We start from the raw sequence: 16,288 nt of genomic DNA, 5'->3' as shown, positions 1-16,288 counted from the left end.
GTAGTAACTTTTCGGACGGCCGGTTATTTATGAGCCGTTCCTTATCATCGGTAGCCCATTCATGCGCCTGATCTTTACGCTGTTTCTCACCCTCGGTCTTCTTTCATCCTGTGCAGGCCGGCCGGGGGCGGACGTGCTGCAGGCCATAAACACCAAGGCCCATGGCACGAAAATCGTGACGGCCTATGTGGTGAGCACACGGGAGAAAAACACCGACGCGAAAAAGGGGTTTGGCACGGAGCGGGCAATGGAGCCGAATTATGCAAGCTTCGACATTTCTATTCCTCCTACTCATAAAAGTGGAAAAATCGAGTGGGCCAGCGGCAAGCCGGATCCGAACAAGGATTTTGTCGTTACCCGCGCCGATATGCTGACGAAGCCGAGCTTCAATGCCGATCTTGGCGACGTCGCCCGGTCCGGCAAGCAGATCGCGCTTTTTGTCCATGGTTATAATTACAGCTATCAGGAAGCCCTGTTCCGCGCGGCGCAAATGGCTGCCGATGCCAAGATGGATGGCGTGCCGCTGGTGTTCTCCTGGCCATCGCAGGCCAATGTCACCGGTTACGTGGCCGACAAGGAATCGGCGACCTTCTCGCGTGATGCGCTGGCAGGTGTGCTGATCGACCTTACCCGGCAGACACCGCGAAAAAGCGTTGTCGTGTTTGGCCACAGCATGGGTGGCTGGCTGGTCATGGAGGCGCTGCGCCAATTGCGCTTGCAGGGCAGGAACGACGTGCTCGCCAAGCTGCAGGTGGTGCTGGCAGCACCTGACATCGATGCCGATGTGTTTCGCAAACAGATCGAGGTGGTGGGCCGGCTCAACCCGCCGCTCACCGTTCTCGTTTCCAAGGACGACCGCGCCCTTAAGGCATCCTCCATTTTGGGCGCGGATGTCACCCGCATCGGCGCACTTGACGTGACCGACCCACAGGTACAGGAAGCCGCCCTGAAGGAGGGTGTGCAGTTCATCGACATTTCCAAACTTGAGGCTTCCGACCCGCTCAACCATGACCGCTATGCCGCACTGGCCTCGATGGTACCGCAGCTGGAATCCAGCAGACGCGGAGGCGACATCAACAGTGCGGGTGCCTTCGTTTTCGATGCGATCGGCGCGACCGTCTCCAGCCCCTTCCGCCTTGCAAGCCAGGTGGTGAACCCGCAGTAGTTTCTGCGGGTTCTTACCGGTCCCTGGTCTCAGAAATCCCAGTCTTCATCTTCGGTGGCAACGGCTTTGCCGATGACATAGGACGAGCCGGAACCGGAGAAGAAGTCGTGGTTTTCATCGGCATTGGGTGAGAGTGCCGAGAGGATCGCCGGGTTGACGCGGCAGGCCTCGGCCGGAAACAGCGCTTCGTAACCCAGATTCATCAAGGCCTTGTTGGCATTGTAATGCAGGAACTGCTTGACGTCCTCGGTCAGACCAACGCCGTCATAGAGGTCTTCGGTATATTTTGCCTCGTTGTCATAAAGCTCGAGCAAGAGATCGAAGGCGAAGTCCTTGATTTCCTGTCTCTTTGCCTCGCCCAGACGATCCACCGCCCGCTGGAATTTGTAGCCGATGTAATAACCATGCACGGCCTCGTCGCGGATGATCAGACGGATCAAATCCGCCGTGTTGGTGAGCTTGGCGCGGCTTGACCAGAACATCGGTAGGTAGAAGCCGGAATAGAACAGGAAGCTTTCCAGAAACACGCTGGCGATCTTCTTCTTCAGCGGGTCACCGCTGTCATATTCCCGCATGATCAGCGCTGATTTGCGCTGCAGGAACTCGTTTTCCTCAGACCAGCGATAGGCGTCGTCAACGTCAGGCGTGAGGCACAGCGTCGAGAAGATCGACGAATAGGAACGGGCGTGCACGGCCTCCATGAAGGAGATGTTGGAAAGCACCGCCTCCTCATGCGGCGTTGCCGAATCCGCCATCAGCCGCACGGCGCCGACACCGTTCTGGATGGTGTCGAGCAAAGTCAGCCCAGTGAAGACGCGGATCGTCAGCTTCTGTTCTTCGGGCTTCAGCGTTCCCCAGGAGGGAATGTCGTTGGAAAGCGGCACTTTTTCCGGCAGCCAGAAATTCGAGGTCAGGCGGTTCCAGACTTCGAGGTCCTTGTCGTCCTCGATGCGGTTCCAGTTGACCGCGCGGATGCGGGACGCGGTTTTTACGGCGATGTTCATTCTCTTGTCCCTCAAATCAGAGCGTGCAGGAAACGCAGCCCTGAACCTGCGTGCCTTCCAGCGCCATCTGGCGCAAACGGATGTAATAGATGGTCTTGATCCCCTTCTTCCAGGCGTAGATCTGCGCGCGGTTGATATCGCGCGTCGTCGCCGTATCGCGGAAGAACAGCGTCAACGACAGGCCCTGATCGACATGCTGGGTAGCCGCCGCATAGGTGTCGATGATCTTTTCAGGGCCGATCTCATAGGCGTCCTGATAATATTCGAGATTGTCGTTAGAAAGATAGGAAGCCGGGTAATAAACGCGGCCGATCTTGCCCTCTTTACGGATTTCGATCTTCGAGACGATCGGATGAATGGAAGAGGTGGAGTGGTTGATATAGGAGATCGAACCGGTTGGCGGTACGGCCTGAAGATTCTGGTTATAGAGACCCGATGCCATCACGTCCTGCTTCAACGCCGTCCAGTCTTCCTGCGTTGGAATGGCAATGCCGGCTTTTTCGAAGAGCTCACGGACCTTTTCCGTCGCGGGCAACCATTCCCGGTCGGTATATTTGTCGAAATAGTCGCCCGAGGCATATTTGGAGTTCTCAAAGCCCTTGAAGCTCTGGCCCCGTTCCACGGCCAGCCGATTGCTGGCGCGGATGGCGTGATAGGTCACGGTGTAGAAATAGATATTGGTGAAATCGACGCCTTCTTCGGAACCATAAAAGATGCGTTCGCGCGCCAGATAACCGTGCAGGTTCATCTGGCCAAGCCCGATGGCGTGGCTCGCATCATTGCCCTTTTCCACCGAAGGAACGGAGGAAATATGGCTCATGTCCGATACCGCCGTCAGCGCCCGGATGGAGGTCTCGATCGTCTTGCCGAAATCAGTCGAATCCATTGCCGAGGCGATGTTCAGCGAGCCGAGATTGCAGGAGATATCCTTGCCCATATGGCTATAGGAAAGATCGGCATTAAATTCGCTTGCCTCGCTGACCTGCAGGATTTCCGAGCAAAGATTGCTCATGCTGATACGGCCGGCGACTGGATTGGCGCGGTTCACCGTATCCTCGAACATGATGTAGGGATAACCGCTCTCGAACTGGATTTCGGCGATCACCTGGAAGAATTCGCGCGCCTTGATCTTCTTCTTGCGGATGCGGCTATCCGCGACCATCTCCTGATATTTTTCGCTGACAGAAATCTCGGTCAACGGCACGCCATAAACCCGCTCCACGTCATAGGGCGAGAACAGGTACATATCCTCGTTGTTGCGGGCGAGTTCAAAGGTGATGTCAGGGATTACCACGCCGAGCGACAAGGTCTTGATGCGGATTTTTTCGTCGGCATTTTCGCGCTTGGTATCGAGGAAACGCATGATGTCAGGGTGGTGGGCATGCAGATAGACTGCGCCCGCGCCCTGACGCGCGCCAAGCTGGTTGGCATAGGAAAAGCTGTCTTCCAGCAGCTTCATGACAGGAATGACGCCGGACGACTGGTTTTCGATGTGCTTGATCGGTGCGCCGAATTCGCGAATATTGGTCAGGGACAGCGCCACGCCGCCGCCGCGCTTTGAAAGCTGCAGCGCCGAATTGATGGAGCGGCCGATGCTTTCCATATTGTCTTCCACGCGCAGCAGAAAACATGACACCAGCTCACCGCGGCTCTTCTTGCCAGCGTTCAGGAACGTCGGGGTCGCCGGCTGGAAGCGGCCGGAAATGATCTCGTCCATCAGGTCGCGGGCAAGCTGTTCGTCACCGCGCGCGAGAGCCAGCGCCACCATGCAGACGCGATCCTCGTAACGCTCGAGATAACGTTTTCCGTCGAATGTTTTCAGCGTGTAGGAGGTGTAATATTTGAAGGCCCCGAGGAAAGTCGGAAAGCGGAACTTCCGGGCATAGGCTTCGTCATAGAGATCGCGGACGAAATTGAAGGAATACTGATCCAGTACCTCCTGTTCGTAATATCCCTCCGTTACCAGATAATCGAGTTTTTCCCTGAGGTTATGGAAAAATACCGTGTTCTGGTTGACGTGTTGGAGGAAATATTGCCGGGCGGCAAGGCGATCCTTGTCGAGCTGGATCTTTCCGTTCTCGTCATAGAGGTTCAGCATCGCGTTCAGCGCGTGGTAGTCCAGTCCCGTATCAACCGGTTTCTGGCTTGCAGCTACCGGCTGTTTGGCGTCCTTGCGCAGCGCGCCTGAGGTCAGCGTGTCCAAAATCGTTCCAATCCATGTTTGACGTTGGCGACATCTTCTTCCGTGCCGAGAAGCTCGAAGCGATAGAGAAACGGCACGGCACATTTGCGCGAGACGATATCTCCGGCGGATGCGAAAGCTGCGCCAAAATTCGTGTTTCCCGCCGCGATGACGCCGCGAATGAGATTTCGGTTGGAGGGCTCGTTCAAGAACCGGATGACCGGCTTTGGCACGGCCCCTTTCGTGCCGCCGCCCCCATAGGTGGGGGTGACGAGCACATAGGGCTCAGACACATGAGGCACATCCTCCTCGGCGCCGAGCGGCAGGCGCAACAATCGCCGCCCCAGTTTCAGAAGGAAACGATGCGTGTTTTCAGAGCGGCTGGAATAATAAACGATCAGCCCCATCACGCTGCCGCCTTAGCTGATCGCGCCGATCATATCCGGCCGGAAACCCGCCCAATGGCGTTCGCCGGCGACGACCACGGGAACCTGCATGTAACCGAGGCCACGAACGTGATCGAGCGCATCCGCATCTTCGGAAATATCGACGATCTCATAGCTAACGCCGATGCGGTCGAGTGCGCGATAGGTGGCAGTGCATTGGACGCAGGCGGGCTTGCTGTAAACGGTGACGGTCATAATTTCCTCTTTCGAAGCCGTTCTTGGACACGGCTCAACATTGCCGATTGCAATCGCAATCGGGTGGCGATGGATCTGTCATTCAGGTGGGGCGCACGGCGTAGAGGGTTTGTCACATTTCCGGACGGAAACCGTTTGTCCCGGTTATCCTGAAAACGCTTCTGGCCGCGTAAAATCACTCTCTACGCCGACGAGCGCAGGAACTTAAAAAAATGCACTGGCATGACTTCACCCCGAAGCTTGTTCTGGAAGGGGTCAGAAAAGGGCGAACGCAATTCATTTGCGCCATACCTTCCTTCCGGACACCCCGCCCGTGGACGTTTTCGCTCAAGGCAGGTCTCCTGACTTACGGGTCACAACATCTATCCCGGCCTTCCCGGAGCTTTTGGCTCCAGTGACCCAAATCGGAACGATGCTCGCCGCTTACAGTTGCGGGGGCAGTTTCGGCATTGTTCCGCCATGATGGCGTTGCTCACCGAATTCCCGTCTTAGCTCCCGACGCTTGCGAATCGGGAGAACCTTGAACACCACATATAGTATATGAGGAAATTTTCTCGTCAATAAATAGACACACAAAAGCCCCACCCTGTGGATGAAAAAGATTCAACACATGGTCAACAAAGGCTTAACGGCAAATGCGCCTTGCCGCTCAGTGACGAGAAAGCGTTAACCTATTCCCAGATATCGATGTGAATATCGGCAGGGCGGGCGTTCTCGATCACCCTTTTACCGTTGGGAAGATCGTTTTCAAAAAGTTTGGCGTGGATCGCAGCTGCATCGAGGCCGTAGCCCTGCCATCTGCTCCGCAACCTCTCTTCAAGCACGTTGACCGACGGCCCAACGAAAATAGTAAGGTCGAAGCTCTCGGAAAGCGCCGTCCATGGGGCCTCATTCAGCAGCAGATAATTGCCTTCAGCCAGAATGAAGCGTGTCTCCGGCGCGATGGCGCGGGCGGACGCAATGGCGATTTCGCGGGAGCGGTCGAAAACCGGGACAAGCACCTCCTGCCCGCCCCTGCGGACGGCAGAGACGATATCGAGGAAGCCACGCACATCAAAGGTTTCGGGCGCGCCCTTGCGCGGCAGCAGCCCACGCTCTTCAAGGATGCCATTGTCCATATGGAAGCCATCCATGGGCAGCACGGCGGCCGTTTCGCCTCGCGCCAGCAAAGCATCACAAAGCGCGTCCGCCAGCGTGGATTTGCCGGCCCCAGGGGGACCGGCAATGGCAATGATAAAACGGGATTTGCCCTCTGCCCGCCGAAGAACGTCTTCAGCGATCGTCTCAAGCTTCAGCGTCATGCGGCAAGCGTTTCCTTCGGCGCTTCCTTGGCGCCGGTCATGAAGGCGACGGCGTCGGACATGGAATAGTCCTTTGGATTGATGACGCACAGGCGCTTGCCCAGCCGGTGAATGTGGATGCGGTCCGCCACCTCGAACACATGCGGCATGTTATGCGAGATCAGAACGATCGGCAGACCGCGCGAACGCACGTCAAGAATGAGTTCAAGAACACGCCGGCTTTCCTTCACGCCAAGTGCTGCCGTCGGTTCGTCGAGGATGACGACCTTGGAGCCGAAAGCCGCCGCGCGTGCTACCGCCACACCCTGCCTCTGGCCGCCAGAAAGGGTTTCCACCGCCTGATTGATGTTCTGGATCGTCATCAGACCCAGTTCCGAGAGTTTCTCGCGGGCGAATTTTTCCATGGCCGGACGATCCAGCGCCCGGAACACGCTGCCCTGAATGCCGGGTTTGCGGATTTCCCGGCCGAGGAACATATTGTCGGCTATGGAAAGTGCCGGCGAGAGCGCGAGGTTCTGATAGACGGTTTCGATACCCGCCTTGCGCGCCTCGATCGGCGAGCGGAACTGCACAGGCTGGCCTTCAAGCCTGATCTCTCCCTCATCCGGTGTCACCGCACCGGAAATCGCCTTGATGAGCGAGGATTTGCCGGCGCCATTGTCGCCGATCACCGCCAGGATTTCTCCGGGATAGAGATCGAAATCGGCATGATCGAGGGCGGTCACGCGGCCATAACGTTTGACGAGATTGCGTGCTGTGAGAATAGGTTCTTTTGCCATCAGCCTGCTACCTTTCTGATCCACTGGTCGATTGCGACAGCCATGATGATGAGGACGCCGATCAACAGATAGGTCCATTGCGGGTCGGTTCCGATGAGCCTGAGGCCGAGCGAAAAGACACCGACGATCAGGGCGCCGAAAATCATGCCCATGATCGAGCCGCGCCCGCCGAACAGCGACAGGCCGCCGATAACCACAGCCGTGATGGATTCGATATTGGCAAATTGGCCGGCGGTCGGTGAAACCGAGCCGATGCGGCCGATGAGAGCCCAACCGGCGAAGGCACAGATGAGGCCGGACAGGGTGTAAACGGTCGTCAGCATGCGCTTGACGTTGACGCCGGCCAGTTCGGCAGCATCCGGATCGTCACCCACGGCATAAAGATGGCGGCCCCAGGCGGTGCGGTTGAGCACATACCAGAGCAGAGCAACGAGCAGAACCATGGCGATGACGCCGTAGGTAAAGACCGCACTTCCCAGACGGATGTTATTTCCGAAGAACTGCAGAATGGGCGCCTGCTGAGCGATGTCCTGTGCGCGGATCGTTTCATTTGCGGAATAGAGGAAATTCGTCGCCAGTACGATCTGCCACATGCCGAGCGTGACGATGAAGGGCGGCAGGCGCATGCGCGAGACCAGAATGCCGTTGATGAAGCCGCAGAATGCGCCGACAGCAAGACCACAGAGAATGGAGAGTTCCGCCGGCAGGCCGTAACGGAAGGTAAACTGCCCCATGATGACGGAGGAGAGTACCATGATGGCGCCCACCGACAGATCGATACCCGCCGTCAGAATGACCAGCGACTGCGCTGCGCCGACGATGCCGACGATGGCCACCTGCTGCAGGATAAGGGTCAGCGTGAATGCCGAGAAAAACTTGCCGCCAAGGGTCATGCCGAAGACAGTCAACGACAGCACCAGTACGATCAGCGGCACGGCCGCCGGGCTGGAATGCAGAAAGTACTGGAATTTTTCCAGAACACTCTTGTCGTGCGTGTCGAAAGCGGCGACCTGCGTCGAACTTCCCGAAAGCACATTTTCAAATTCATTATGCGGCTGAGCCCGCACCGGCTGATCGCTCATGGATTTTCCTCCCGATCGCTCTATCGCATCCGCCCTTGAAGCAAGGGTCTATTCCTCAATAAAATGACGCGTAGATTCAAAGTGTTGTGAAGCGGGCCAATCTCGTGTCTGCGGGACGCGCGGCGCGCTCGTTTGTTCCTTTGTCCGATCCCCCGGATCGTGGCTGAAATTATTCTGGTCCAAGGGCGGGGGCAAGAATGCCCCCGCGGGTTTCAATGGCGAGGCATCAGCCCCAGCACTTGTTGAGACCTTCCTTCGTGTCGATCGAGTCGAGGCCCTTGACTGGCTTGTCGGTCACCAGCGTCACGCCAGTGTCGACGAAGCTCTTGCCTTCGGTCGGCTTCGGCTTTTCACCCGTATCGGCGAACTTCTTTACGGCTTCCACGCCAAGAGCCGCCATCAGCAGCGGATATTGCTGCGAGGTCGCGCCGATTACGCCTTCCGCGACGTTCTTGACGCCAGGGCAACCGCCATCGACGGAAACAATCAGAACGTCCTTCTCACGACCAACCGCTTTCAGCGCCTCGTAAGCGCCGGCAGCCGCAGGTTCATTGATGGTGTGAACGACGTTGATGGTCGGATCCTTCTGCAGCAGGTTTTCCATGGCCGAGCGGCCACCTTCTTCGTTACCATTGGTAACGTCATGGCCAACGATGCGCGGATCGGTTTCATCACCGATCTTGTTGATGTCTTTCACGTCGATGCCAAAGCCCTTCATGAAGCCCTGGTTACGCAGCACATCCACCGTTGGCTGGGAGGGGGTGAGGTTAAGGAAGGCGATTTTTGCGTCCTTGGCCTTGTCGCCAAGGGTGCCGGCGGCCCATTTGCCGATCAGCTCACCTGCCAGAAGATTGTCGGTGGCAAAGGTGGAATCGGCGGCATCGACAGGCTCCAGAGGCGTGTCGAGAGCGATCACCAGAAGGCCGGCATCACGCGCCTTCTGCACGGCCGGAACAATGCCCTTGGTGTCCGATGCGGTGATCAGGATACCCTTGGCGCCATCGGCGATGCAGGTCTCGATGGCTGCAACCTGGCTTTCGGAATCGCCGTCGATCTTGCCGGCATAGGATTTCAGCGTCACGCCAAGTTCTTTGGCCTTGGCGGTCGCGCCTTCCTTCATCTTTACGAAGAAGGGATTGGTGTCGGTTTTGGTAATGAGGCACACCGATGTGTCTGCCGCGGACGCGACGGAAGCGAAAGAAACGCCAAGCGCAAGCGCGCCCAGAAGAGCGGAAACAGTGGTCTTCATGAGATCCTCCCAATGGATATTTGAGCACCGTGACGGTTACCCGACGATCTCGTCTCCTCCGAGAACAACGACCGTTGGCCCAGATGGAACCACCAAAGGAAACGCCTGTCAATTAATAAATCCGATTGAATTATTAATTCGGTATGGCATTCTAATATGCGGCAGGGAGGAATATCGCCACCGTTGTTTACGTTGCGATAGCAAGATTGCCATAAAGCCTGCAGGTATCGGTCGTGACGGATATAGCGGGCGGGAGGATGACATTATGAGACGATCTGTCGAGACGGCGCCGCCTGCGCCGCCCACCATTATGGATATCAGCGGCGGTGCCAACCAGATCGGGGTGCGCGCTTATAATGAGCGGCTGGTGCTGTCGCTCGTTCGCCGCCATGGCGGATTGTCGAAAGCCGAAATATCCAGGCTTTGCGGCCTTTCGGCGCAAACCGTATCGGTCATCATGCGCTCGCTGGAGAAAGACGGCCTTCTCATTCGTGGTGAAAGACTGCGCGGAAAAGTCGGGCAACCATCGACACCCATGCGTCTCAATCCCGACGCCGTCTTTTCGTTTGGCGTGAAGATCGGCCGGCGCAGTGTCGATCTCGTGCTGATGGATTTTGTCGGCCGGATCAAACTCAAGCTGCGCAAGACTTACCCTTACCCCCTGCCGGAATGGATATTGCCGTTCGTGATCGAAGGGATCACGGAGATCGAATCGAAATTGTCCCCGGCGGAACGGCAAAAAATCACCGGAGTTGGTATCGCCGCCCCATTCGAGCTGTGGAACTGGGCCCAGGAAGTGGGCGCGCCGCAGGCCGAAATGGAACGGTGGCGGGATGTTGATATCCGCTCCGAAATTGCCGAAGGCGTCAACTACCCGGTCTTTCTGCAGAATGACGCGACCAGTGCCTGCGGTGCAGAACTGGTTTTTGGCGCCGGCCAGAACTACCCGGATTTTCTCTATATCTTCATCGGCTCCTTCATCGGTGGCGGCGTCGTTTTGAATTCGGCGCTGTTCTCCGGAAAAACGGGCACCGCCGGCGCAATCGGGCCCCTGCCGGTGCAGGGGCAGGATGGCAATACGGTTCAGCTTCTGAAAATCGCGTCGATCTTCGTTCTGGAGAACATGCTGCGCGAAAAGGGTATCGATCCACGTCCCCTTTGGTTCTCACCCGACGAATGGATCGATTTCGGCGAACCGCTGGAAAGCTGGATCAACAAGACGGCCGCCGCGCTGGCGCAGGCCGTCATCGCCGCCGCCTCCATCATCGACTTTTCCAGTGTCATCATCGATGGCGGTTTTCCCGATTGGGTCAGAGCGAGGATCGTCTCTGCCACCCGGCTTGCTCTCAAACACCACGATCTTCAGGGCGTCACGCTGCCGGAGATCATCGAGGGCGCGGTCGGCAGCCAGGCCCGGGCGATCGGGGGAGCAAGCCTGCCCCTGTTCTCTCGTTATCTCATCGATCAGAACGTTCTCTTTAAGGACACGACAGGCTGAGTCTTTACCCTCTGCCTGACTATCCCCAAAGCTGCTCTTGGCCGAATTAATCTGCCAGTCACTCGCCAGCGGCGTGCTGCATGATCGCCTCCAGAAAGGCGGGGCCATAGCGCTCCAGCTTGGTGTCTCCGACGCCGGGGATTTGCGCCATCTCCCTCGCCGAGGCCGGTTTCGCAGCAGCGAGTTCGATCAAGGTCTTGTCGTGAAAAATCACATAAGGCGGGACGTTCTGCGCGCGGGCAATTTCCATGCGCTTCGCGCGCAACACCTCGAAGAGACCACGATCCGCCTCCGGCAAAGCTGTCGATGCGGCATTACGCGGCGTCTGCTGTCGGGTCGAGCGGGGCGCAGACGGTATTCTCAGCATCAGGGATGGCTTTTCGCGCAGGAACCGCCTCCCGTCTTCGGAAATCGACAATCCGCCATGTCCGGACAGATCCACCTCGATCAGGCGAAGCGCAACCAGTTGCCGTAAAATCGCGCGCCAGGTGCGATTGTCATGCTCTTTGCCGATCCCGTAAGTGGTGATCTGGTCGTGTCCGAAACGAGAAATCCGCTCGTCCTCAACGCCCAGCAAGACGCGGATGACATAGGCCTGGCCGAAACGTTCCCCGGTGCGGTAAATGCAGGAGAGCAGCTTTTGCGCGGCTATCGCGCCGTCAAACAGATCCGGCGGCTCGGCGCAGGTATCACAATTACCACAGGGCTCGCATCGATCGCCAAAATAGGAGAGCAATATCTGCCGGCGGCAGCCCGCCGTTTCCGCAAGACCGAGCAGGGAATCAAGCTTCTGGCGCTCCATATGTTTGCGCTGGTCCGCGGCGTCCGATTCTTCAATGAAGCGGTTCCGCAAAGCGATGTCTTCATAACCGTAGAGCATAAGCACGTCTGAGGGCAGACCATCACGACCGGCGCGGCCGGTCTCCTGATAATAGGCCTCGATGCTGCCGGGCAGATCGATATGAACAACGAAACGCACATCCGGCTTGTCGATGCCCATGCCGAAAGCAACGGTCGCGACAATAATCACCGCCTCACCATGTTGAAAACGGGTCTGGTTCTCTTCGCGGGCGGCCTTGTCCATGCCGGCGTGATAGGGCAGCGCATCTCGCCCCTCTTCCCGCAACCACGCCGCCGTCTCATCCACCTTGCGTTTCGACAGGCAATAAACGATGCCGCTTTCATTCTCCCGGCCATTGAGAAAACGTTTCAGCTGGGCGCGCGGATTGTCCTTTTCCATGATCGCATAGCGGATGTTAGGACGGTCGAAGCCGGCGATGAAAGCATCTTTGTCATCGATGCCCAGATGGCCGAGAATCTCGGCGCGGGTGGGCTCGTCCGCGGTCGCCGTCAGCGCCATGCGCGGCGTGTCGGGAAAACGCTCGATCAATGTGTCGAGCTGACGGTAAGGCGGGCGGAAATCATGCCCCCATTGCGACAGGCAATGCGCCTCATCGACCGCGATCAACGACAGGTCAATGGATTGAAGCGCGTCGAGAACATCGGGTTTGAGCAGGGTTTCCGGCGCGGCATAAAGAATATCGACCTTGCCGGCCCGCATGTCGCGCCAGAGTGTCCGTCGCTGCTCCGCAGAGAGATCGGAGTTAAGGGCCTCAGCCCGCACCCCGGCCTGACGAAGTGCCGCAACCTGGTCTACCATCAATGCGATCAGTGGTGAAACGATAAGCCCCATGCCGCTGCGGGCAAGCGCCGGGATCTGGTAACAAAGCGACTTTCCTCCACCCGTGGGCATGAGTACGAATGCATTGTTTCCTGCCATGACATGCTGGATGATCTCGCCCTGGCGTCCACGGAACGTATCATAGCCGTAGATGGTCTTGAGTATCTGCAAAGGTTCGGCGGTCACGGCGTCTTTCTTCTGCGTTGGATGATTTGCGCATCATGGCCAAATCCGGATTTATGGCAATCTCGAACGGCTGGATCGGCACAGAAAGAGATGCAGATTACGACCCAGAAGATGCATAGGTTTGAGTGCTTGGAACGCAAAAGCCCTCCGCGGCGGGAGGGTATTTTATTGTATTGTCGTCTTTGAGGGGATTTGGTTGCGGGGGCAGGATTTGAACCTGCGGCCTTCAGGTTATGAGCCTGACGAGCTACCGGGCTGCTCCACCCCGCGTTACCAGCGCAAGTTCGCAGAACTTGTCGCGAGAGCGTAACCGCATGGCGGTTATGCTTGGTGCCGGAGCAAATTGCCGAAGGCGATTTGTCTCCTTTAAGGGACGCACGAGGCGTCTTTTTTTTATTCTGGTCTTAAACGACGAAAGGCCGCTTGAGCGGCCCTTTTTTTATCGGCTGGGCCGAAGAATGTGAATGAGAAGATTAGATGTTGCGTTTTGCAGACCTGGCAGCGACCTACTCTCCCGCGTCTTGAGACGGAGTACCATTGGCGCTGGGGCGTTTCACGGCCGTGTTCGGAATGGGAACGGGTGCAGCCGCCCCGCGATAACCACCAGGTCGGCAAAACGCAACATGCTCCATGTTTTCACATGGAAACTGCTGTTTCGAGAAGCTGGAGAGCTCAAGGCCCTATTTAATTTAACACGTCTTTCCGTGACCGATCCGTATTCCACCTTTGCTCGAGGTTGAGCATGGCAGCCATACAGACCAGAGGTCGTCGCGCCCTGTGGCGCGGCTCCGTCCGGAGCCCTTCGGGCGTCAGGACAGAACAGATCATCGAACTGCGTTCGATGAGCATGAACAATGGGAACGAAGAAGTCGATCGAGCTATTAGTAACGGTAAGCTTCACATGTTGCCATGCTTCCACACCCGTCCTATCAACGTGGTCGTCTTCCACGGCTCTGATAGGGAACACTCGTTTTCAGGTTGGTTTCCCGCTTAGATGCCTTCAGCGGTTATCCATTCCGTATATAGCTACTCTGCTATGCCCTTGGCAGGACAACAGATCCACCAGAGATACGTCCATCCCGGTCCTCTCGTACTAGGGACAGATCCTGTCAATATTCCTACACCCACGGCAGATAGGGACCGAACTGTCTCACGACGTTCTGAACCCAACTCACGTACCGCTTTAAATGGCGAACAGCCATACCCTTGGGACCTGCTCCAGCCCCAGGATGCGATGAGTCGACATCGAGGTGCCAAACAACCCCGTCGATATGGACTCTTGGGGGTCATCAGCCTGTTATCCCCGGCGTACCTTTTATCCGTTGAGCGATGGCCCTTCCACACGGGACCACCGGATCACTATGACCGACTTTCGTCTCTGCTCGACTTGTCAGTCTCGCAGTCAGGCGGGCTTATGCCATTGCACTCGACGACCGATTTCCGACCGGTCTGAGCCCACCATCGCGCGCCTCCGTTACTCTTTCGGAGGCGACCGCCCCAGTCAAACTACCCACCATACACTGTCCCGGATCCGGATAACGGACCGCGGTTAGACATCCACGAAGATAAGGGTGGTATTTCAAGGATGGCTCCACAAGAACTGGCGTCCCTGCTTCAAAGCCTACCACCTATCCTACACATGCCTTGGCGAATGCCAGTGTAAAGCTATAGTAAAGGTGCACGGGGTCTTTCCGTCTGACCGCAGGAACCCCGCATCTTCACGGGGAATTCAATTTCACTGAGTCTATGTTGGAGACAGCGGGGAAGTCGTTACGCCATTCGTGCAGGTCGGAACTTACCCGACAAGGAATTTCGCTACCTTAGGACCGTTATAGTTACGGCCGCCGTTTACTGGGGCTTCAGTTCAGAGCTTGCACCCCTCCCTTTAACCTTCCAGCACCGGGCAGGCGTCAGACCCTATACGTCGTATTGCTACTTCGCAGAGCCCTGTGTTTTTGATAAACAGTCGCTACCCCCTGGTCTGTGCCACCCCATCATAGTTGCCTAAAATGGGGTCACGCTTCTTCCGAAGTTACGCGTGCAATTTGCCGAGTTCCTTCAACATAGTTCTCTCAAGCGCCTTGGTATACTCTACCTGACCACCTGTGTCGGTTTCGGGTACGGTCTATACGGTGGAGCTATTTCCTGGAACCTCTTCGCCGCACATTCAATCCAATAAGAATGTACAACACACGAGATCCGTCACTACCACCAGGCCCACGAATATTAACGTGGTTCCCATCGACTACGCGTGTCCGCCTCGTCTTAGGGGCCGGCTAACCCTGCTCAGATTAACTTTAAGCAGGAACCCTTGGTCTTTCGGCGAGGGAGTCTCTCACTCCCTTTATCGTTACTCATGTCAACATTCGCACTTCCGATATCTCCAGCAGCCCTCACGGGTCCGCCTTCACAGACTTACGGAACGCTCCGCTACCACATGCCTTACGGCATATCCTCAGCTTCGGTGCATGGCTTTAGCCCCGTTACATTTTCGGCGCAAAGACCCTTATTTAGACCAGTGAGCTGTTACGCTTTCTTTAAATGATGGCTGCTTCTAAGCCAACATCCTGGTTGTTTTGGGATCCTCACATCCTTTCCCACTTAGCCATGACTTGGGGACCTTAGCTGGAGGTCAGGGTTGTTGCCCTTTTCACGACGGACGTTAGCACCCGCCGTGTGTCTGCCGACTAGTACTCCTCGGTATTCGGAGTTTGGTTAGGATCAGTAAGACGGTGAGTCCCCATAGCCCATCCAGTGCTCTACCCCCGAGGGTATTCGGTCGACGCTCTACCTAAATAGATTTCGCGGAGAACCAGCTATTTCCGAGTTTGATTGGCCTTTCACCCCTAGCCACAAGTCATCCCAATCTATTGCAACAGATACGGGTTCGGCCCTCCAGTTGGTGTTACCCAACCTTCAGCCTGCTCATGGCTAGATCACTCGGTTTCGGGTCTAATGCAACTAACTCAATCGCCCTATTCAGACTCGCTTTCGCTGCGCCTACACCTACCGGCTTAAGCTTGCTAGTTACACTAAGTCGTTGACCCATTATACAAAAGGTACGCCGTCACCCTTGCGGGCTCCGACTGTTTGTAGGCATCCGGTTTCAGGTTCTATTTCACTCCCCTCGTCGGGGTGCTTTTCACCTTTCCCTCACGGTACTTGTTCGCTATCGGTCATGCACGAGTACTTAGGCTTGGAGAGTGGTCTCCCCATGTTCAGACAGGATTTCACGTGTCCCGCCCTACTCAAGGACAATGACTGTTCTACGCGTAAGGGGCTATCACCCTCTATGGCCGACCTTTCCAGATCGTTCCGCTTTATTCATCATTGCCACTGGCCTGGTCCGCGTTCGCTCGCCACTACTTGCGGAGTCTCGGTTGATGTCCTTTCCTGCAGGTACTTAGATGTTTCAGTTCCCTGCGTTCGCTTCTTACCCCTATGTATTCGAAAGTAAGATACCTTATCACAATGCTTGGAAACCCAGGCCGTTCGTTAAAACAGACTGGATTTTCCAAGC

Annotated in this window: 11 protein-coding genes, 1 tRNA gene, 2 rRNA genes and 1 riboswitch (1 of these 15 running past the window's edge); of the genes, 2 read left to right on the top strand and 12 right to left on the bottom strand. The window is 56.7% G+C overall.

What is annotated here, in order from left to right; genetic code table 11:
• The first annotated feature begins 61 nt into the window (after positions 1–61).
• Entirely contained in the window at positions 62–1,165 is a 1,104-nt protein-coding gene (locus QSV77_RS12940) for an alpha/beta hydrolase (RefSeq protein WP_302733734.1), read from the top strand.
• Positions 1,166–1,194: 29 nt separating this feature from the next.
• Here the strand turns inward: QSV77_RS12940 and nrdF are convergent, their stop codons facing one another.
• The 8 genes from nrdF to QSV77_RS12900 form a co-directional block, all read right to left on the bottom strand.
• Positions 1,195–2,169: a class 1b ribonucleoside-diphosphate reductase subunit beta gene (gene nrdF, locus QSV77_RS12935; protein WP_142840718.1), complete on the bottom strand. Its 975-nt coding sequence runs from the start codon at positions 2,167–2,169 to the stop codon at positions 1,195–1,197.
• Between the two features lie 16 nt (positions 2,170–2,185).
• Positions 2,186–4,348, bottom strand: coding sequence for a class 1b ribonucleoside-diphosphate reductase subunit alpha (gene nrdE / locus QSV77_RS12930; protein WP_309586154.1), 2,163 nt, complete (start codon positions 4,346–4,348; stop codon positions 2,186–2,188).
• An 11-nt stretch (positions 4,349–4,359) separates the two neighbouring features.
• Positions 4,360–4,758, bottom strand: a complete 399-nt coding sequence (gene nrdI, locus QSV77_RS12925; RefSeq protein ID WP_142840716.1) for a class Ib ribonucleoside-diphosphate reductase assembly flavoprotein NrdI — start codon at positions 4,756–4,758, stop codon at positions 4,360–4,362.
• Positions 4,759–4,770: 12 nt separating this feature from the next.
• On the bottom strand, positions 4,771–4,992 hold the full coding sequence (nrdH, locus tag QSV77_RS12920) for a glutaredoxin-like protein NrdH (RefSeq protein ID WP_142840715.1): 222 nt from the start codon (positions 4,990–4,992) through the stop codon (positions 4,771–4,773).
• Positions 4,993–5,305: 313 nt separating this feature from the next.
• Positions 5,306–5,530: riboswitch (cobalamin riboswitch) on the bottom strand.
• 133 nt (positions 5,531–5,663) lie between these two features.
• Positions 5,664–6,293 (bottom strand): nucleoside triphosphate hydrolase, encoded by a 630-nt coding sequence (locus QSV77_RS12915; RefSeq protein ID WP_142840714.1) that lies wholly within the window; start codon positions 6,291–6,293, stop codon positions 5,664–5,666.
• Positions 6,290–7,072, bottom strand: coding sequence for an ATP-binding cassette domain-containing protein (locus QSV77_RS12910; RefSeq protein ID WP_142840713.1), 783 nt, complete (start codon positions 7,070–7,072; stop codon positions 6,290–6,292). Before QSV77_RS12910 ends, QSV77_RS12915 begins: the two co-directional genes overlap by 4 nt.
• Positions 7,072–8,154 carry an ABC transporter permease gene (locus tag QSV77_RS12905; RefSeq protein WP_142840712.1) on the bottom strand — a complete coding sequence of 361 codons (1,083 nt, stop codon included), beginning with the start codon at positions 8,152–8,154 and terminating at the stop codon, positions 7,072–7,074. Before QSV77_RS12905 ends, QSV77_RS12910 begins: the two co-directional genes overlap by 1 nt.
• Before the next feature lie 226 nt (positions 8,155–8,380).
• Positions 8,381–9,403, bottom strand: a complete 1,023-nt coding sequence (locus QSV77_RS12900) for a sugar ABC transporter substrate-binding protein (protein WP_142840711.1) — start codon at positions 9,401–9,403, stop codon at positions 8,381–8,383.
• 265 nt (positions 9,404–9,668) lie between these two features.
• Here QSV77_RS12900 and QSV77_RS12895 point away from each other — a divergent pair, with 265 nt between their 5' ends.
• Positions 9,669–10,901: an ROK family transcriptional regulator gene (locus QSV77_RS12895; RefSeq protein ID WP_142840710.1), complete on the top strand. Its 1,233-nt coding sequence runs from the start codon at positions 9,669–9,671 to the stop codon at positions 10,899–10,901.
• Between the two features lie 58 nt (positions 10,902–10,959).
• On the opposite strand, the gene recQ is transcribed toward QSV77_RS12895, so the two are convergent.
• The 4 genes from recQ to QSV77_RS12875 form a co-directional block, all read right to left on the bottom strand.
• Positions 10,960–12,768, bottom strand: coding sequence for a DNA helicase RecQ (gene recQ / locus QSV77_RS12890; RefSeq protein WP_302733732.1), 1,809 nt, complete (start codon positions 12,766–12,768; stop codon positions 10,960–10,962).
• A 193-nt stretch (positions 12,769–12,961) separates the two neighbouring features.
• Positions 12,962–13,038 (bottom strand) — tRNA-Met (locus tag QSV77_RS12885).
• Positions 13,039–13,261: 223 nt separating this feature from the next.
• A 5S ribosomal RNA gene (gene rrf / locus QSV77_RS12880) occupies positions 13,262–13,376 on the bottom strand.
• A 252-nt stretch (positions 13,377–13,628) separates the two neighbouring features.
• Positions 13,629–16,288, bottom strand: a 23S ribosomal RNA gene (locus tag QSV77_RS12875) (it continues 139 nt past the right edge of the window).

The organism is Agrobacterium sp. V1 (genome assembly GCF_030518355.1).
GTDB classification, from domain to species: Bacteria; Pseudomonadota; Alphaproteobacteria; order Rhizobiales; family Rhizobiaceae; genus Agrobacterium; species Agrobacterium cucumeris.
The sequence above is the reverse complement of the archived record's forward strand: the minus strand, read 5'-3'. Positions and strand labels throughout refer to the sequence as shown.